The sequence below is a fragment of the Enterobacter sp. KB-221C9 genome, from assembly GCF_041320715.1.
Taxonomy (GTDB): Bacteria; Pseudomonadota; Gammaproteobacteria; order Enterobacterales; family Enterobacteriaceae; genus Enterobacter; species Enterobacter asburiae_D.
The window spans coordinates 41,157-59,466 of the sequence record NZ_JBGIWG010000005.1 but is presented as its reverse complement, the minus strand read 5'-3'; the positions used below and the strand labels follow the sequence as shown (position 1 = coordinate 59,466).

The 18,310-nt window shown below is 54.9% G+C and carries 16 protein-coding genes; 8 read left to right on the top strand and 8 right to left on the bottom strand.

Going from position 1 to position 18,310, the window contains the following annotated elements:
• Positions 1-617: 617 nt before the first annotated feature.
• Together gltB and AB8846_RS08520 are read left to right on the top strand one after the other, a co-directional pair.
• Positions 618-5,078 (top strand): glutamate synthase large subunit, encoded by a 4,461-nt coding sequence (gene gltB, locus AB8846_RS08525; RefSeq protein ID WP_063143593.1) that lies wholly within the window; start codon positions 618-620, stop codon positions 5,076-5,078.
• Positions 5,079-5,087: 9 nt separating this feature from the next.
• Positions 5,088-6,506 carry a glutamate synthase small subunit gene (locus AB8846_RS08520; RefSeq protein WP_063143594.1) on the top strand — a complete coding sequence of 473 codons (1,419 nt, stop codon included), beginning with the start codon at positions 5,088-5,090 and terminating at the stop codon, positions 6,504-6,506.
• Positions 6,507-6,535: 29 nt separating this feature from the next.
• Here AB8846_RS08520 and sspB read toward each other — a convergent pair whose 3' ends face one another.
• The 5 genes from sspB to zapE form a co-directional block, all read right to left on the bottom strand.
• Entirely contained in the window at positions 6,536-7,033 is a 498-nt protein-coding gene (sspB, locus tag AB8846_RS08515) for a ClpXP protease specificity-enhancing factor (RefSeq protein ID WP_032639781.1), read from the bottom strand.
• A gap of 5 nt (positions 7,034-7,038) precedes the next feature.
• A complete protein-coding gene (gene sspA / locus AB8846_RS08510) occupies positions 7,039-7,677 on the bottom strand; it encodes a stringent starvation protein SspA (protein ID WP_023333624.1) in 639 nt (212 codons plus the stop codon).
• 308 nt (positions 7,678-7,985) lie between these two features.
• Entirely contained in the window at positions 7,986-8,378 is a 393-nt protein-coding gene (gene rpsI, locus AB8846_RS08505; protein WP_003860436.1) for a 30S ribosomal protein S9, read from the bottom strand.
• 15 nt (positions 8,379-8,393) lie between these two features.
• Positions 8,394-8,822 carry a 50S ribosomal protein L13 gene (gene rplM, locus AB8846_RS08500; RefSeq protein WP_006178824.1) on the bottom strand — a complete coding sequence of 143 codons (429 nt, stop codon included), beginning with the start codon at positions 8,820-8,822 and terminating at the stop codon, positions 8,394-8,396.
• Between the two features lie 294 nt (positions 8,823-9,116).
• On the bottom strand, positions 9,117-10,241 hold the full coding sequence (gene zapE, locus AB8846_RS08495) for a cell division protein ZapE (protein ID WP_331411135.1): 1,125 nt from the start codon (positions 10,239-10,241) through the stop codon (positions 9,117-9,119).
• Between the two features lie 189 nt (positions 10,242-10,430).
• Between zapE and zapG the strand changes: the two genes are divergently transcribed.
• From zapG to degS, 3 genes are all read left to right on the top strand, one after another.
• Entirely contained in the window at positions 10,431-10,829 is a 399-nt protein-coding gene (gene zapG, locus AB8846_RS08490) for a Z-ring associated protein ZapG (protein WP_008502832.1), read from the top strand.
• A 172-nt stretch (positions 10,830-11,001) separates the two neighbouring features.
• Positions 11,002-12,369 (top strand): serine endoprotease DegQ, encoded by a 1,368-nt coding sequence (gene degQ, locus AB8846_RS08485; RefSeq protein WP_063143596.1) that lies wholly within the window; start codon positions 11,002-11,004, stop codon positions 12,367-12,369.
• A gap of 91 nt (positions 12,370-12,460) precedes the next feature.
• Positions 12,461-13,528 carry an outer membrane-stress sensor serine endopeptidase DegS gene (gene degS / locus AB8846_RS08480; RefSeq protein WP_063143597.1) on the top strand — a complete coding sequence of 356 codons (1,068 nt, stop codon included), beginning with the start codon at positions 12,461-12,463 and terminating at the stop codon, positions 13,526-13,528.
• A gap of 58 nt (positions 13,529-13,586) precedes the next feature.
• Here degS and mdh read toward each other — a convergent pair whose 3' ends face one another.
• The gene (mdh, locus tag AB8846_RS08475) at positions 13,587-14,525 is read right to left on the bottom strand and encodes a malate dehydrogenase (RefSeq protein WP_370732507.1); all 939 of its coding nucleotides are present in this window, start codon (positions 14,523-14,525) and stop codon (positions 13,587-13,589) included.
• Positions 14,526-14,922: 397 nt separating this feature from the next.
• Here mdh and argR point away from each other — a divergent pair, with 397 nt between their 5' ends.
• The 3 genes from argR (at position 14,923) to yhcN (AB8846_RS08460) (ending at position 16,410) form a co-directional block, all read left to right on the top strand.
• Entirely contained in the window at positions 14,923-15,393 is a 471-nt protein-coding gene (gene argR / locus AB8846_RS08470; protein WP_023309388.1) for a transcriptional regulator ArgR, read from the top strand.
• A gap of 375 nt (positions 15,394-15,768) precedes the next feature.
• Entirely contained in the window at positions 15,769-16,032 is a 264-nt protein-coding gene (yhcN, locus tag AB8846_RS08465) for a peroxide/acid stress response protein YhcN (RefSeq protein ID WP_023309389.1), read from the top strand.
• A gap of 111 nt (positions 16,033-16,143) precedes the next feature.
• Complete coding sequence (gene yhcN / locus AB8846_RS08460) at positions 16,144-16,410, top strand: peroxide/acid stress response protein YhcN (protein ID WP_023333630.1); 267 nt, start codon at positions 16,144-16,146, stop codon at positions 16,408-16,410.
• A 62-nt stretch (positions 16,411-16,472) separates the two neighbouring features.
• Here the strand turns inward: yhcN (AB8846_RS08460) and AB8846_RS08455 are convergent, their stop codons facing one another.
• Positions 16,473-16,745 (bottom strand): barstar family protein, encoded by a 273-nt coding sequence (locus AB8846_RS08455; RefSeq protein WP_063143598.1) that lies wholly within the window; start codon positions 16,743-16,745, stop codon positions 16,473-16,475.
• A gap of 45 nt (positions 16,746-16,790) precedes the next feature.
• Positions 16,791-18,245, bottom strand: coding sequence for an NAD-dependent succinate-semialdehyde dehydrogenase (locus AB8846_RS08450; protein WP_370732506.1), 1,455 nt, complete (start codon positions 18,243-18,245; stop codon positions 16,791-16,793).
• Positions 18,246-18,310: the final 65 nt, after the last annotated feature.

Below are 18,310 nucleotides of genomic sequence, written 5' to 3'. Positions count from 1 at the left end.
CAATCGCCCTGGACGGCCTTTATCTATATGAATAAATACTCAAGATTACTGCAATTTCATTCACGCTATTTGTGATTACTTTTCCTTATGTTCTGATTGTTTTTTTCATTTATAGCGCCATCACTGAAAAACAGTGGCTTTATGCGGGTTTGCGGTCAATGCCAGATTAATATTCTGCTATAAAACTGCTATTCAGCACGCTACATTGATAATACCGCTTTCATATAGTGAGTCAGATCACACTCCGCTGCGTCCTGCCAGGGCATACAATCAATGTAAAAATAGTTAAATACCTTTTAATTACAATCAGATAAACTCTCTTTAGCACATTTTTGTATAAATAAGATTGCCATTTGACCTGTGTACCAATTCCCGATAAGTTGGAAATCCGCTGGAAGCTTTCTGGATGAGCGGCCTGCTCATCATATTTATGCAGTAATTGAGATTCCCTCTGAAGCAAGTCCTCAAACTTGTTTACCTGCGCGAAAGGATGAAAAAAGAGGGCGAATGCGAGGTCCGCGTATGATACGCAAACCCCGTCGCCATGCTCTTTCTGTGCCTGTGCGCCACGGTAAAGTTCAGTGGGAAGCCCGACGAGCCTGGGGAGGTTCACTGATATGTTGTACGATAAATCCCTTGAGAAGGATAACTGTGGTTTCGGCCTGATCGCCCACATAGAAGGCGAACCTAGCCACAAGGTAGTGCGTACTGCTATTCACGCACTGGCCCGAATGCAGCACCGTGGCGCTATTCTTGCCGATGGCAAAACCGGCGACGGTTGCGGCCTGCTGCTGCAAAAACCGGATCGTTTCTTCCGCATCGTAGCGGAAGAGCGCGGCTGGCGTTTAGCCAAAAACTACGCTGTCGGCATGCTGTTCCTGAATCAGGATCCTGAAAAGGCTGCCGCGTCACGCCGCATCGTCGAAGAAGAACTTCAGCGTGAAACCCTGTCGATTGTCGGCTGGCGCAATGTGCCAACCAACGAAGGGGTGCTCGGTGAAATTGCCCTCTCCTCGCTGCCTCGTATTGAACAGATTTTCGTTAACGCGCCTGCGGGCTGGCGTCCACGTGATATGGAACGCCGTCTGTTTATCGCCCGCCGCCGCATTGAAAAACGTCTCCAGGACGATAAAGAGTTCTACGTTTGTAGTCTCTCTAACCTGGTGAACATCTATAAAGGTCTGTGTATGCCGGCTGACCTGCCGCGCTTCTACCTGGACCTGGCGGACCTGCGTCTGGAATCGGCCATTTGCCTGTTCCACCAGCGCTTCTCCACCAACACCGTTCCACGCTGGCCGCTGGCTCAGCCGTTCCGCTACCTGGCGCACAACGGCGAGATCAACACCATCACCGGTAACCGCCAGTGGGCCCGCGCCCGTACCTATAAGTTCCAGACGCCACTGATCCCTGATCTGCACGATGCCGCGCCGTTCGTGAACGAAACCGGCTCTGACTCCAGCTCAATGGATAATATGCTGGAACTGCTGCTGGCAGGCGGGATGGACATCGTGCGCGCCATGCGTCTGCTTGTACCACCGGCCTGGCAGAACAACCCGGATATGGACCCTGAGCTGCGCGCGTTCTTCGACTTTAACTCCATGCACATGGAGCCGTGGGACGGCCCGGCGGGCATCGTCATGTCCGACGGCCGTTTTGCCGCCTGTAACCTGGACCGTAACGGTCTGCGTCCGGCGCGCTACGTCATCACCAAAGACAAGCTCATCACCTGCGCCTCGGAAGTCGGTATCTGGGATTACCAGCCTGACGAAGTGGTCGAGAAGGGCCGCGTCGGTCCGGGCGAGCTGATGGTTATCGACACCCGCGGTGGGCGCATTCTGCACTCTGCCGAAACCGATCACGATCTGAAAAGTCGCCATCCGTACAAAGAGTGGATGGAGAAGAACGTGCGTCGCCTCGTGCCGTTCGAAGATTTATCGGATGAAGAAGTGGGTCGTCGCGAACTGGACGACGATATGCTTGCGAGCTTCCAGAAACAGTTTAACTACAGCGCGGAAGAGCTGGACTCTGTGATTCGCGTACTGGGTGAAAACGGCCAGGAGGCGGTCGGCTCCATGGGGGATGATACCCCGTTTGCCGTGCTCTCCAGCCAGCCACGCATCATTTACGATTACTTCCGTCAGCAGTTCGCGCAGGTCACCAACCCGCCGATCGACCCGCTGCGTGAAGCGCACGTGATGTCGCTGGCGACCAGCATCGGTCGCGAGATGAACGTCTTCTGCGAAGCCGAAGGCCAGGCGCACCGTCTGACCTTTAAATCGCCGATCCTGCTGTACTCCGATTTCAAACAGCTCACCACCATGAAAGAGGAGCACTACCGCGCCGACACGCTCGACATTACGTTTGACGTGAACGAAGCGAGCCTCGAAGAGACGGTGAATGCGCTGTGTGACAAGGCCGAACAGATGGTGCGTAACGGTACCGTTCTGCTGGTGCTGTCCGACCGTAATATCGCGAAAAACCGTCTGCCGGTGCCTGCCCCCATGGCGGTTGGCGCTATCCAGACGCGTCTGGTCGATAAGAGCCTGCGCTGCGACGCCAACATCATTGTTGAAACCGCCAGCGCCCGCGACCCGCACCACTTTGCCGTGCTGTTAGGCTTCGGTGCGACGGCGATCTACCCGTACCTGGCCTACGAAACGCTGGCCCGTCTGGTGGATACCCGCGCGATCGACAAAGATTACCGCGCGGTGATGCTGAACTACCGTAACGGCATCAACAAAGGTCTGTACAAGATCATGTCCAAAATGGGCATCTCGACCATTGCCTCCTACCGCTGTTCGAAGCTGTTTGAAGCGGTCGGCCTGCATGACGAGGTCGCCAATCTCTGCTTCCAGGGCGTGGTCAGCCGCATCGGCGGCGCCGGTTTTGCTGACTTCCAGCAGGATCTGGTGAACCTGTCCAAACGCGCCTGGCTGGCACGTAAGCCGCTCGATCAGGGCGGTCTGCTGAAATACGTTCACGGCGGCGAGTATCATGCCTACAACCCGGACGTGGTGCGCACGCTGCAGCAGGCGGTTCAGAGCGGCGAATACAGTGATTACCAGCAGTACGCTGAGCTGGTAAACAACCGTCCGGCGGCAACGCTGCGCGACCTCATTGCCCTCAACCCGGGTGATGAAGCGGTCAGCATTGACGAAGTTGAGCCTGCATCCGAACTGTTCAAACGCTTCGATACCGCGGCGATGTCCATCGGCGCGCTGAGCCCGGAAGCCCACGAAGCGCTGGCGGAAGCCATGAACAGCATCGGCGGCAACTCCAACTCCGGCGAAGGCGGTGAAGATCCGGCGCGTTACGGCACCAACAAGGTGTCCCGTATCAAGCAGGTGGCATCCGGCCGCTTTGGCGTGACCCCTGCGTACCTTGTCAACGCCGACGTGATTCAAATTAAAGTCGCTCAGGGTGCTAAACCGGGCGAAGGCGGTCAGCTGCCGGGTGATAAAGTTACCCCGTACATCGCCAAACTGCGCTATTCCGTGCCGGGCGTGACGCTGATCTCTCCGCCGCCGCACCACGATATCTACTCTATCGAGGACTTAGCGCAGCTGATTTTCGACCTGAAGCAGGTCAACCCGAAGGCGATGATCTCCGTGAAGCTGGTTTCCGAACCGGGCGTCGGCACCATCGCCACCGGCGTGGCGAAAGCCTATGCGGATCTCATCACCATCGCCGGCTACGACGGCGGTACCGGCGCAAGCCCGCTCTCCTCCGTGAAATATGCGGGCTGCCCGTGGGAGCTTGGCCTGGTGGAAACCCAGCAGGCGCTGGTGGCTAACGGTCTGCGTCACAAGATCCGCCTGCAGGTAGACGGTGGCCTGAAAACCGGCCTCGACATCATCAAAGCGGCGATTCTGGGCGCTGAAAGCTTCGGTTTCGGTACCGGCCCAATGGTTGCGCTCGGCTGTAAATACCTGCGTATTTGCCACCTGAACAACTGTGCAACCGGCGTTGCGACCCAGGACGAGAAGCTGCGTAAGAACCACTATCACGGTCTGCCGTTCAAAGTGACCAACTACTTTGACTTCATCGCCCGCGAAACCCGCGAGCTGATGGCGCAGCTGGGCGTTAAACGCCTGGTGGACCTGATTGGCCGTACCGACCTGCTGAAAGAGCTGGAAGGCTTCACCGCTAAGCAGCAGAAGCTGGAGTTGAGCAAACTGCTGGAAACCGCGCAGCCGCACCCTGGGAAAGCGGTCTACTGCACCGAGAACAACCCGCCGTTTGATAACGGCGTGCTGAACGCGCAGCTGTTGCAGCAGGCGAAGCCGTACGTGGACGACAAGCAGAGCAAAACGTTCTGGTTTGATATCCGCAACACTGACCGCTCCGTGGGCGCCTCCCTTTCCGGTTATATCGCGCAGACGCACGGTGACCAGGGGCTGGCGGCGGATCCGATTACCGCGCACTTCAGCGGCACCGCGGGTCAAAGCTTCGGCGTCTGGAACGCAGGTGGCGTTGAGCTTTACCTGACCGGCGATGCCAACGACTACGTCGGTAAAGGCATGGCGGGCGGTCTGCTGGCGGTGCGTCCTCCGGTCGGCTCAGCCTTCCGCAGCCACGAAGCCAGCATCATCGGTAACACCTGCCTGTACGGCGCGACCGGCGGTCGTCTGTTTGCAGCAGGCCGTGCGGGCGAGCGTTTTGCGGTGCGTAACTCCGGTGCTATCACCGTGGTGGAAGGCATTGGCGATAACGGTTGTGAATACATGACGGGCGGGATTGTTTGCGTAATGGGTAAAACCGGCGTGAACTTCGGCGCGGGCATGACGGGCGGTTTTGCGTACGTCCTGGACGAAGACGGTGAGTTCCGCAAACGCGTGAACCCGGAGCTGGTGGAAGTGCTGGACGTCGATACGCTGGCTATCCATGAAGAACACCTGCGCGGCTTGATTACCGAACACGTGCAGCATACCGGTTCTTCACGCGGCGAAGAGATCCTGGCGAACTGGCCGGCGTTCTCGGCGAAATTCGCGCTGGTTAAACCGAAGTCCAGCGATGTTAAAGCCCTGTTGGGTCACCGTAGTCGTAGCGCAGCAGAGCTGCGCGTGCAGGCGCAGTAAGGAATTCAGATGAGCCAGAACGTATACCAGTTTATCGACCTGCAGCGTGTTGATCCGCCAAAGAAACCGCTGAAGATCCGCAAAATTGAATTTGTTGAAATCTACGAGCCGTTTTCAGAAGGCCAGGCCAAAGCGCAGGCAGACCGCTGCCTGTCCTGCGGTAACCCTTACTGCGAATGGAAATGTCCGGTACACAACTACATCCCGAACTGGCTGAAGCTGGCCAATGAAGGGCGTATTTTTGAAGCCGCCGAGCTGTCTCACCAGACCAACACCCTGCCGGAAGTGTGCGGCCGCGTGTGTCCTCAGGACCGTCTTTGCGAAGGCTCCTGTACGCTGAACGACGAGTTCGGTGCGGTGACCATCGGCAACATCGAGCGCTATATCAACGATAAAGCGTTTGAGATGGGCTGGCGTCCGGATATGACCGGCGTGCGTCAAACCGACAAGCGCGTAGCCATCATCGGCGCGGGCCCGGCGGGCCTGGCCTGTGCGGATGTGCTGACCCGCAACGGCGTGAAGGCGGTAGTCTTTGACCGTCATCCGGAAATCGGCGGTCTGCTGACCTTCGGTATCCCGGCCTTCAAGCTGGAAAAAGAGGTCATGACCCGCCGCCGTGAAATCTTCACCGGCATGGGCATTGAGTTCAAACTGAACGTGGAAGTGGGCCGCGACGTGCAGCTCGACGACCTGCTGAAGGATTACGATGCCGTGTTCCTTGGCGTAGGCACCTATCAGTCCATGCGCGGCGGTCTGGAAAACGAAGACGCACCGGGCGTGTTTGACGCCCTGCCGTTCCTGATTGCCAACACCAAGCAGATCATGGGCTACGGTGAAACCGCCGATGAGCCGTTCGTCAGCATGGAAGGCAAACGCGTGGTGGTGCTGGGCGGCGGTGATACCGCGATGGACTGCGTGCGTACCTCCATTCGTCAGAATGCGGCACACGTGATCTGCGCCTACCGTCGTGACGAAGAGAACATGCCGGGCTCTAAACGCGAAGTGAAAAACGCGCGTGAAGAGGGCGTGGAGTTCCAGTTCAACATCCAGCCTCTGGGTATTGAAGTGAATGCCAACGGTAAAGTGAGCGGCGTGAAGATGGCGCGCACTGAGATGGGGGCACCGGATGCGAAAGGCCGTCGTCGCGCCGAGATCGTCGCCGGTTCTGAACACGTGATCCCGGCCGATGCCGTGGTGATGGCGTTCGGTTTCCGTCCTCACAGCATGGAGTGGCTGGCGAAGCACAGCGTCGAGCTGGATTCACAGGGCCGCGTCATCGCGCCAGAAGGTAGCGATAATGCGTTCCAGACCAGCAACCCGAAAATCTTCGCCGGTGGCGATATCGTTCGCGGTTCTGACCTGGTGGTAACGGCGATTGCCGAAGGCCGCAAGGCGGCTGACGGCATACTGAACTACCTCGAAGTGTAAAAAAAACAGGCCCGATTGGGCCTGTTTTTTTATTTCACGACGCGAAGAGCCGGACGACCACCGCGCGGAGGCGGATCGTCATCAGGGTCATTGTCGTCGTGACGATCGGGTTTATCGCCATCAATAAGTGACATCACCGTGTCGCTTTCGCGCTCATCGGATGCGTTGTCATCATTCAGGCTGGCAACATCTTCATCATACGCCGCTTCCGGCTCGAACATGGTACCTGCACCGTTTTCACGGGCGTAGATAGCCAGCACCGCTGCCAGCGGTACGGAGACCACGCGCGGCACGCCGCCGAAACGCGCGTTGAAGCGCACTTCATCGTTTGCCAGCTCCAGGTTACCCACCGCGCGCGGGGCTATGTTCAGTACGATTTGCCCGTCACGCGCGTATTCCATAGGAACCTGCACGCCCGGCAACGTCACATCCACAACCAGGTGCGGCGTGAGCTGGTTATCCAGCAGCCATTCATAGAAGGCGCGCAGCAGATACGGACGGCGTGGGGTAAGTTGTGACATTTCCACAGTCATTAGCCTCGGCCGAGACGCATTTCACGTTCCGGTTCAGTTAAGGATGCCAGGAAAGAGTCGCGTTCAAATACGCGAGTCATATAGCCCTTCAGCTCTTTCGCGCCAGGACCGCTGAACTCTACGCCCAGGGTTGGCAGACGCCACAGCAGCGGTGCCAGGTAGCAATCCACCAGGCTGAACTCATCGCTCAGGAAGAATGGTTTCTGACCAAACACAGGCGCGATTGCCAGCAGCTCTTCACGCAGCTGCTTACGCGCAGCGTCGGCTTCAGAAGCGGAACCGCTAACGATCACGTTCATCAGCGAGTACCAGTCTTTTTCGATACGCTGCATGTACAGGCGGCTTTCACCACGCGCGACAGGGTAAACAGGCATCAGTGGCGGATGCGGGAAACGCTCATCCAGATATTCCATAATGATACGGGATTCCCACAGGGTCAGCTCGCGATCCACCAGCGTCGGCACGCTTTGGCTCGGGTTGAGATCGATCAGATCCTGAGGCGGGTTATCCTTTTCCACATGCTCGATCTCAAAACTGACACCCTTCTCGGCCAGCACGATACGAACCTGATGGCTATAAATGTCAGTAGGACCAGAAAACAGCGTCATTACCGAACGTTTGTTGGCAGCGACAGCCATGAAAACCTCCAGGTATATTCAGAATTTTTACTGCTACCAGCCCAACAGGGGCCAGCCAGATGTTGTATCGCCCATCCCAGAGAAAACACATTGTTCAAGAAACGAACAAAAATCGAGTATTCACCGATATTTGGGCAGAAAATTGGATGATAGTTTACCAGATTTTGATGGCTTTGTGGTGAGGGGATTCTGGAAATGTGGAAAAAGAGAAGATATATGCATGGAGATTGTGGATAACCTGCGCATTATCCATAAAAAAACCCGCCGAAGCGGGTTTTTCGCCAATCGTTCTGCGTAAGCAGAATGGATTAACGTTTGGAGAACTGTGGACGACGACGTGCTTTACGCAGACCCACTTTCTTACGTTCAACCTGACGCGCGTCACGAGTAACGAAGCCAGCTTTACGCAGTTCAGAACGCAGGGATTCGTCGTACTCCATCAGAGCGCGGGTGATACCGTGACGGATCGCACCTGCCTGACCGGAGATACCACCACCTTTAACGGTGATGTACAGATCCAGTTTTTCTACCATATCAACCAGTTCCAGCGGCTGGCGAACTACCATGCGGGCAGTTTCGCGACCGAAGTATTGTTCCAGAGAACGCTGGTTGATTACGATTTTACCGCTGCCCGGTTTGATGAAAACGCGAGCTGCGGAACTTTTGCGGCGACCAGTGCCGTAGTATTGATTTTCAGCCATTGCCTATAATCCCGATTAGATGTCAAGAACTTGCGGTTGCTGTGCCGCGTGGTTGTGCTCGTTGCCTGCGTAAACTTTCAGTTTACGGAACATAGCACGACCCAGCGGGCCTTTTGGCAGCATGCCTTTAACCGCGATTTCAATCACACGCTCAGGACGGCGGGCAATCATCTCTTCAAAGGTCGCTTCTTTGATACCACCGATGTGGCCGGTGTGGTGATAGTACACTTTGTCAGTACGCTTGTTGCCGGTTACAGCAACTTTATCAGCGTTCAGAACGATGATGTAATCACCGGTATCAACGTGCGGAGTGTATTCCGCTTTATGCTTACCGCGCAGGCGACGAGCCAGTTCAGTAGCCAGACGGCCCAGAGTTTTACCGGTCGCGTCAACAACATACCAGTCGCGCTGTACGGTTTCTGGTTTAGCTGTAAAAGTTTTCATTAAAAGCTTACCCAAATAAATAAGTTACACGTTGGTGAACACCCAAACGTTTAGTCAGTTGAGGCTCACACGACAAAGTCCGGCAAACCTACCCCTTCGAATAGCACATGCCGACACATAGAAAGTTTTGGGAAAAAAACCTTCTCGTAACGTGGGGTCGCAAGATTATAGAGAAGTTGAGGTCAAAGATCGACCCTTAAATGCGATTTGGAATTGGGTTTTTCGGGGGTGGGTATTGTGCGGTCTGGTGCCCTCACCCCCAGCCCCTCTCCCACGGGGAGAGGGTGGCATTTGTTACGGCATATGCTCCAGCTTCAGGTATTCCTCGCTCTGCATCTCCTGCAGGCGCGACAGGCAGCGCTGGAACTCAAACTTCAGCCGCTCGCCCTGGTAAATCTCATATAAAGGTACCTCGGCGCTGACCACCAGCTTGACGTGACGCTCATAAAACTCGTCCACCAGCGCAATGAAGCGCCGTGCTTCGCTCTCCATCAGCCGCGTCATCACCGGCACATCCAGCACCATCACGGTGTGGAACAGACGCGAAAGCGCAATGTAGTCATGCTGGCTGCGGGCATCCACGCAGAGCGTCGTAAAGGAGACCGCCAGCGTTTGGTTTTCTACGCCGAGGGTGGGCAGCGGGCGATGGTTAATCTCGAGTTCAGGGGCGTGCTCGCGTTTTGCCCCCGCCAGCGCCAGCCAAAGTGCATCCATCTCGCGGGTGGTCTCTGCATTTAATGGTGAAAGCCACAGGTGCGCCTGGGTCAGCGTGCGCAGACGATAATCGACACCGGCATCGACGTTCATGATGTCACAGTGCTGCTTGAGGGCATCAATGGCGGGCAGGAAGCGTGCCCGCTGCAGGCCGTTACGATAGAGCTCATCCGGCGGGATATTCGACGTGGCCACCAGCGTGATACCGCGGGCAAATAACGCTTTCATCAGGCCGCCTAACAGCATGGCATCGGTGATGTCAGACACAAAAAACTCATCGAAACAGAGCACGTCCGTTTCCGCCTTGAACCTGTCGGCCACAATCTCCAGCGGATCGCTTTTGCCCTGCAGTGCGGTCAGCTCTTCATGCACCCGCAGCATAAAACGATGGAAGTGCAGACGCTGTTTACGTGCGCCGGGCAGGCTCAGATAAAACAGGTCCATCAGCCAGGTTTTTCCGCGACCTACCCCGCCCCACATATACAAACCGCGCACCGGCGCGTGAGCCTGTGGCGCTTTTTTACCGAGCAACCGCCCAAATGCCGCCTTTAGCCCACCATTCTGTTCAACTTCAGCGGGTTTTGCCGTGAGCTCCTGATAAATCATCTCCAGACGGTTTACCGCCTCACGTTGGACGTCATCAGGCTGATGAGTGCCCTCGTTAAGGGCCAGTTGATATCGCGATGCAGGGGACAGGTTTTGCATAATCTTATTGTTATTCCTTCAATTAACGCTCACCAGCAGACGTGACTGATGAAAAAAAGGCCGTTCTACACTACGCGATGATACGTCAGGATTCCACTTCTGCGGAAATAGCGGTTATAGTGGCATTATCAGGCACAGGCAGGAGCCGAGCCAACACCCTACGGAACAACAAGACAACGGGAGAAGTTCATGACCTGGGAATATGCGCTAATCGGTTTAGTCGTCGGCATCGTCATCGGTGCTGTGGCCATGCGTTTCGGTAATCGCAAATTGCGTCAGCAGCAGTCACTGCAGTACGAACTGGAAAAGAACAAAGCAGAGCTGGAAGAGTATCGTGAAGAGCTGGTCAGCCATTTTGCCCGTAGCGCCGAGCTGCTGGACAACATGGCAACCGACTATCGCCAGCTGTATCAACATATGGCAAAAAGCTCCAGCAGCCTGCTGCCGGAAATGACCGCGGAAACCAACCCGTTCCGCAACCGTCTCGCTGACTCTGAAGCCGGTAACGATCAGGCGCCCGTTCAGATGCCTCGCGATTATTCCGATGGCGCGTCCGGCCTGCTGCGCGGCGGTGTAAAACGCGATTAATCGCACAACCTGAATTTATTTTACGGGCGCAGCGATTGCGCCCGTCCTTTCTTGATGACCCCAGCTATCATTTAGTTAAACACCTCATTGTTCAGCGGTTTAAAATTCAATAACATCAACGTGTTTTTTGGGGCCGTTTTTCCTTTATTCCAGGTTACGAGAGTCAACATCGATGAAGAAAAAAAACCAGCTGTTGAGCGCTATCGCGTTAAGTGTCGGGTTATCTCTCTCGGCGTCCGTCCCTGTATTCGCCGCCATTCCCACCCAGGTGCCTGGCCAGGCGGCCATTCCAAGCCTCGCCCCCATGCTGGAAAAAGTGTTGCCTGCGGTCGTCAGCGTTCAGGTTGAGGGCACCGCAGTACAAAGCCAGCGCGTCCCTGAAGAACTGAAAAAATATTTTGGCGATGAGTCTCCGGACCAGCAGGCGCAGCCTTTTGAAGGCCTGGGTTCTGGCGTCATTATTGATGCGGCAAAAGGCTATATTCTGACCAACAATCACGTCATCAGCCAGGCCGATAAAATCAGCGTCCAGCTGAACGATGGCCGCGAATTTGATGCCAAACTGATCGGCGGCGATGACCAGAGCGACATCGCGCTTTTGCAGGTTCAAAACCCGAGCAACCTGACCCAGATTGCCATCGCGGACTCCGACAAACTGCGCGTCGGCGATTTTGCCGTCGCCGTGGGCAACCCCTTTGGCTTAGGGCAAACCGCCACCTCCGGGATCGTCTCGGCACTCGGACGCAGCGGCCTCAATCTCGAAGGGCTGGAAAACTTTATCCAGACCGATGCCTCAATCAACCGCGGGAACTCCGGTGGAGCATTGCTTAACCTTAACGGCGAGCTGATTGGGATCAACACGGCGATTCTGGCTCCGGGCGGCGGCAGCATTGGGATCGGTTTTGCTATCCCCAGCAATATGGCCAAAACGCTGGCGCAGCAACTCATCCAGTTCGGTGAAATCAAACGCGGGCTGCTGGGGATTAAAGGTATGGAGATGAGCGCGGATATCGCAAAAGCGTTCAACATCAACGTACAGCGCGGGGCGTTTGTCAGTGAAGTGCTGCCAAACTCCGGCTCCGCAAAGGCGGGCGTGAAATCGGGTGATGTGATCGTCAGCCTGAACGACAAACCGCTGAGCAGCTTTGCAGAACTGCGTTCGCGGATTGCCACAACGGAACCTGGCGCCAAAGTGAAGCTGGGCCTGATACGTGACGGTAAGCCGCTGGACGTTGAAGTGACGCTGGATAAGAGCACCTCTTCCTCGGCCAGTGCGGAGCTTATCGCCCCGGCGCTGCAAGGGGCTACGTTGAGCGATGGGCAGCTGAAAGACGGTACGAAAGGCATTAGCATCGACACCGTCGAGAAGAGCAGCCCTGCGGCACAGGCTGGACTGCATCAGGATGACGTGATCATCGGTGTAAACCGCAATCGCGTGCAGTCCATTGCCGAACTGCGCAAGGTGCTGGAAAGTAAACCGGCGGTTATTGCCCTGCAGGTCATGCGTGGCAATGAGTCCATCTATATTCTGTTGCGCTAAGCATTTGCGACCCGGACATCACCGCTGCGTGTGATGTCCGGATAACTCATGTTATGCTGCAAATCGTTCCTTTTTTAACGACACGCGCATCATGCTTTTAAAGCTCTTACGTTCTATTGTCATCGGTTTGATTGTCGCTGGCCTACTGCTGCTGGCACTGCCGTCTTTACGTCAGTTCAATAAACTGTCGGCTCCCCAGTTCGATAGCACGGATGAAACGCCGGCCACCTATAACGGGGCCGTCCGCCGTGCCGCACCTGCCGTGGTTAATGTCTATAACCGTGGCCTGAATACCTCAGCCCATAACCAGCTGGAGATCCGTACCCTCGGCTCTGGCGTGATCATGGACGAGCGCGGCTACATTATTACCAACAAGCACGTCATTAACGATGCCGACCAGATTATCGTCGCTCTGCAGGATGGCCGCGTGTTTGAGGCGTTACTCGTTGGGTCTGACAGCCTTACCGACCTGGCCGTCCTTAAAATTAACGCTACGGGCGGTTTGCCGGTCATACCGATAAACCGTAAGCGTACCCCGCATATTGGTGACGTCGTAATGGCTATCGGCAACCCTTACAACCTCGGCCAGACCATCACCCAGGGGATTATCAGCGCGACCGGTCGTATTGGTCTGAACCCCTCCGGGCGACAGAACTTCCTGCAAACCGATGCCTCAATCAACCACGGTAACTCCGGCGGGGCGCTGGTCAACTCGCTGGGCGAACTGATGGGCATCAACACCCTCTCGTTCGATAAGAGTAACGACGGTGAGACGCCGGAAGGGATCGGCTTTGCCATTCCGTTCCAGCTGGCGACCAAAATTATGGATAAGCTGATCCGCGACGGACGCGTGATCCGCGGCTATATCGGTATCGGCGGGCGTGAAATTGCGCCGATGCATACCCAGGGCGGCGGTATCGATCAGATTCAGGGAATTGTGGTGAATGAAGTGTCGCCTGGTGGCCCGGCCGCTAATGCGGGTATTCAGGTCAATGATGTCATTGTGTCGGTCAACGGCACGCCAGCGGTCTCCGCGCTGGAGACGATGGATCAGGTGGCAGAAATTCGCCCGGGTTCTATCATCCCTGTTGAGGTCATGCGCAACGATAAAAAACTGACGCTGCACGTGACGATTCAGGAATACCCGGCCACTAACTGACAGGCATAAAAAAACGGAGCGATAAGCTCCGTTTTTTTTTACCGGGAGACGGTTCGTTTTACTTGTTAACGAACTCTTCGCCCAGGGTGATATCTTTCTTCAGCGTATCCAGCATGCCTTCCATCGCGTGTTGTTCAAACGCGCTCAGGGTACCAATGGATTTACGCTCTTCGATACCGTTTTTACCCAGCAGCAGCGGCTGAGAGAAGAAGCGAGCGTGTGCGCCATCGCCTTCAACGTAAGCGCATTCAACAACGCCTTTCTCGCCCTGCAGAGCGCGAACCAGTGACAGACCAAAACGCGCAGCTGCCTGGCCCATAGACAGGGTTGCAGAACCGCCACCCGCCTTCGCTTCTACCACTTCGGTACCCGCGTTCTGGATGCGTTTGGTCAGGTCAGCCACTTCCTGCTCGGTGAAGCTCACGCCTGGGATCTGCGACAGCAGAGGCAGGATGGTGACGCCAGAGTGACCGCCGATGACCGGAACTTCCACTTCTGTTGGCTGCTTGCCTTTCAGCTCAGCAACAAAGGTGTTGGAACGGATGATATCCAGCGTGGTCACGCCGAACAGTTTGTTTTTGTCGTAAACACCCGCTTTCTTCAGCACTTCTGCCGCGATAGCCACAGTGGTGTTCACTGGGTTAGTGATGATACCAATGCATGCTTTTGGGCAGATTTCTGCAATCTGCTGCACCAGGTTTTTCACGATGCCCGCGTTGACGTTGAACAGGTCTGAACGATCCATGCCTGGCTTACGCGCCACGCCCGCAGAAATCAGCACCACGTCGGCACCCTGCAGTGCAGGACGTGCATCTTCACCGGAGAAGCCTTTGATTTTTACAGCGGTCGGGATGTGGCTCAGGTCAACCGCCACACCTGGGGTTACCGGGGCAATGTCGTACAGGGAGAGTTCTGAGCCTGAAGGCAGTTGGGTTTTCAGTAGTAGGGCAAGCGCCTGGCCGATACCACCAGCAGCGCCGAGGACTGCGACTTTCATCCTAAACTCCTTATTATGGTTAACTTAAGTATCTGTAAATCCGTTGCGGCGACCATAATTCAGCAAGTAAATAATTACAATTTTCGTAGCTAAAGAATTTGAGGTCACGCGGCTTTATCTCTCACCAGAAGACTATCTGACGACAGAGGGCAACGCTTTAAGAGGTGGTTACAATACACCCTGCCCCGCCACCAAAACAACATCATTTTGATAACATTTAATTTACTTTTAAGCTTATTTGCGCGGCGTGACCCAGGCATGTTTTCTGATAACGAAATCTGATAAAATCACTCCCTTTCATAACATTATTTCAGCCTACCGCTGGGTAGATAATTTGCATAAAAATTCATCCACATGCATAATAATGTTGTTTCTATCGTCATATTCCGGGTGACTTATGCGAAGCTCGTCTAAGCAAGAAGAATTAGTAAAGGCGTTTAAGGCGCTACTCAAAGAAGAGAAATTCAGTTCTCAGGGAGAAATTGTTCAGGCGCTGCAGGAACAAGGCTTCGATAACATCAATCAGTCGAAAGTCTCCCGCATGTTAACGAAGTTTGGCGCGGTGCGTACCCGTAACGCCAAGATGGAGATGGTCTATTGCCTGCCAGCAGAACTTGGCGTGCCGACCACCTCCAGCCCGCTCAAGAATCTGGTTCTGGATATCGATCATAACGACGCCGTAGTGGTGATCCACACAAGCCCGGGTGCCGCGCAGCTGATTGCCCGCATGCTGGACTCGCTGGGTAAAACGGAGGGTATCCTCGGCACTATCGCCGGCGATGACACCATCTTTACCACACCGGCTAGCGGTTTCTCCGTGAAAGATCTCCACGAAGCGATTCTGGTTCTGTTCGAACAGGAACTTTAATCCCCTCTCCCCGTAGCGCCGCTGCGGGGATCGTTCTGCTTCTGCTGCATTTCCCCCTCTTTTACACTGCCATTCACTTTGACAAATAGTGCTTTTTACCACCCATTAACATTCATCTGGTGAATGCTAAATCAAAAAATCGCACAAAAAATCAAAAGCTCATATCCATATGATTTAATTAGATATAACCATCAAAAGCGAACAGAAAACGCCCAACATTATGCAATTTGGTTATAAAAAACAGACTGGTTAACACGTAATAACAAGGGAAACCATTAGTCTGGTATTAATTTTTACCGTTATTAGTGTATACTTGATTTTGTGATGAGGGTCACGAAACAAGACCCCACTAAAAAATTCGACGAGGTAAGAATCATGAAAATCAAATCAACTGTAGCGGCGCTGAGCGTCCTGTCCGTCCTGTCATTCGGTGCTTTCGCGGCTGACTCTATCAATGCTGACCAGGCGCAATCCCGCCAGGCTATCGGTACGGTTTCTGTCGGCGCGGTCGGCACATCGCCAATGGACATGCATGAGATGCTGAACAAAAAAGCGGAAGAACAGGGTGCGTCATCCTATCGCATCATCGAAGCGCGTTCAGGTGACCACTGGCACGCCACCGCTGAGCTCTACAAATAAGTTTTAGTAATAACTGAAAACGTAAATCTCCACTCAACGGCACCAGGCATAAAAATAGCGGTTCAACCCTTCTCGCCGTTGAGTAAAAAACCCTATTCAGGAGTAAAGACTATGAAAACCAAATTGATCATCGCAACCCTCGGTCTGGCATCTGTTCTCTCTTTCGGCGCAAGCGCAGCCGTACAGCAGGTGAATGCCGACCAGGCACAAAATCTACAGCGTATGGGCAGCATCTCCGTAACGTCTGTCACCGGTTCACCGATGGATATCCGTCACGAACTTGCCGCCAAAGCTGAAAAAGCAGGCGCCAGCAGCTATCGCGTCACCGAACTGAATCAGGGTGACCACTGGCATGCAACGGCAGAGCTGTATAAATAAACCCTCGTCGTATCTCATCATACGACTTGCCCCTGGCCTCATGGTCAGGGGCTTTTTTTCATTCAATGCCGCGCGTTAAAGCGCAGCTGTCCTTCAAGCTCTTCTTCCGCCTCATCGAACAGCAATATCAGCGCGCCAAAACGTCTGCGAAGCTTATCGGGCAAATGGATGAACTCAATCTCCAGCGGTAGCGGCAACAGACTGCCGGTAACCACGTCCCACAGCGTATCCAGATTCGTCACGCTTTCCCGTTCAAGATCAAACGCCCGGATAAATTCACGGTAGAAGTCTTCCTGACTGTCGATCTCGTCAAAATCAAACGTATAGGTTTTCATTGCCAGCCACCCAGTCCAGGCGAGCGGCAGATGCCGCCCTGTCTATTATAATCCCCCAATATGCAGGGTTTTAACTTCCAGATATTCTTCCAGCCCCAGCACGGAGCCCTCTCGTCCAAGGCCTGACTCTTTCACGCCGCCAAAAGGCCCCAGCTCCGTGGAGACGGCACACTCGTTAATACCGATCATCCCGCTTTCGATGGCCTGCGAAACGCGGAAGACCCGTGAGAGGTTCTGGGTATAGAAGTAAGCCGCCAGCCCATACGGCGTATTATTGGCGCGCTGGATGACTTCATCTTCCGAGGTAAAACGGAAGCACGCCGCCACCGGGCCAAACGTCTCTTCTTCTGCCAGCTTCATGCCTTCATGGCAGTCGCCCAGTACGGTTGGCATCCAGAAATTCCCGCCAAGCGGATGGGGCTTACCTCCAGCCAGTACGGTTGCGCCCCGGGCAACGGCATCGTCGACATGCTCACGCACCTTGTTGACCGCAGAAGATTCAATCAGCGGCCCGACGACCACGCCCTCCTCAAGACCATTCCCCACCTTCAGCGCACTCACCGCATCGGCAAGTTTATTCACAAATTTGTCGTAGACGGTTTCCTGAATATAAAAACGGTTCACGCTGACGCAGACCTGCCCGGCATTACGGAACTTGTTGGCGATCGCCCCCTTAACCGCTGCGTCGATGTCCGCATCCTCAAAAACGATATACGGGGCATTTCCCCCCAGCTCCATCGAGACTTTTTTCATGGTTTCTGCGGCGTTACGCACCAGCGTTTTGCCGACGGAGGTTGAACCGGTAAAGGAGATTTTACGCACGTCGCGGCTTGCCATGATCGCATCGCTGATTTCATGCGTATTCCCGGCCACGGCGTTGAGAACGCCGTCGGGCACGCCGGCCTGTTTCGCCAGCGTAAGCAGCGCAAAGGCGCTGAGCGGCGTGTTGTTGGCCGGTTTGATCACCCCGGTACACCCCGCGGCCAGCGCCGGGCCCAACTTGCGGGTGAGCATGGCCATCGGGAAGTTCCACGGCGTAATCGCCGCGACTACACCAATGGGTTCACGGGTCGCCAGAATGCGTGAGCCGGGCTTGATCGGCGGAATAATTTCACCGTTCGCGCGTTTGGCCTCTTCGGCAAACCACTGGATAAAGCTGGCGGCGTACTCGACTTCTCCCTCCGCCTCTTTCAGGGGTTTGCCCTGTTCGGTGGTCATTAACCGCCCGAGCCAGCTTTTATTCTCAATAATCAGTTCATACCAGCGGTAGAGAATGGCCGAGCGTTCTTTCGCGGTTTTGGCACGCCATGCCGGGAAGGCCTGGGTAGCCGCTGCGATAGCGTCTTCGGTTTGCGCTTTACCCGCTTTTGCAACTTTAGCAATGACCTCACCGGTCGCGGGGTTCAGCACATCAAAGGTTGTATCCAGCGTTTTCCAGATTCCGTTGACCAGATAACCGGTCTGAAAAAGGATGTGGTCCTGAAGCGCCTGCGTCGTCATGTGTTCTCCCTTTCTGAAATGTAAGAACGTGCTGGAATAAGTATAGCCACAAAAAAACCGACGCT

Coding starts and splice junctions, on each gene's coding strand:
- rpsI (WP_003860436.1), bottom strand. CDS start 8,378: ATGGCTGAAAATCAATACTACGGCACTGGTCGCCGCAAAAGTTCCGCA.
- AB8846_RS08450 (WP_370732506.1), bottom strand. CDS start 18,245: ATGACGACGCAGGCGCTTCAGGACCACATCCTTTTTCAGACCGGTTAT.
- degQ (WP_063143596.1), top strand. CDS start 11,002: ATGAAGAAAAAAAACCAGCTGTTGAGCGCTATCGCGTTAAGTGTCGGG.
- sspA (WP_023333624.1), bottom strand. CDS start 7,677: ATGGCTGTCGCTGCCAACAAACGTTCGGTAATGACGCTGTTTTCTGGT.
- yhcN (WP_023309389.1), top strand. CDS start 15,769: ATGAAAATCAAATCAACTGTAGCGGCGCTGAGCGTCCTGTCCGTCCTG.
- zapG (WP_008502832.1), top strand. CDS start 10,431: ATGACCTGGGAATATGCGCTAATCGGTTTAGTCGTCGGCATCGTCATC.
- degS (WP_063143597.1), top strand. CDS start 12,461: ATGCTTTTAAAGCTCTTACGTTCTATTGTCATCGGTTTGATTGTCGCT.
- rplM (WP_006178824.1), bottom strand. CDS start 8,822: ATGAAAACTTTTACAGCTAAACCAGAAACCGTACAGCGCGACTGGTAT.
- AB8846_RS08455 (WP_063143598.1), bottom strand. CDS start 16,745: ATGAAAACCTATACGTTTGATTTTGACGAGATCGACAGTCAGGAAGAC.
- zapE (WP_331411135.1), bottom strand. CDS start 10,241: ATGCAAAACCTGTCCCCTGCATCGCGATATCAACTGGCCCTTAACGAG.
- AB8846_RS08520 (WP_063143594.1), top strand. CDS start 5,088: ATGAGCCAGAACGTATACCAGTTTATCGACCTGCAGCGTGTTGATCCG.
- yhcN (WP_023333630.1), top strand. CDS start 16,144: ATGAAAACCAAATTGATCATCGCAACCCTCGGTCTGGCATCTGTTCTC.
- argR (WP_023309388.1), top strand. CDS start 14,923: ATGCGAAGCTCGTCTAAGCAAGAAGAATTAGTAAAGGCGTTTAAGGCG.
- mdh (WP_370732507.1), bottom strand. CDS start 14,525: ATGAAAGTCGCAGTCCTCGGCGCTGCTGGTGGTATCGGCCAGGCGCTT.
- gltB (WP_063143593.1), top strand. CDS start 618: ATGTTGTACGATAAATCCCTTGAGAAGGATAACTGTGGTTTCGGCCTG.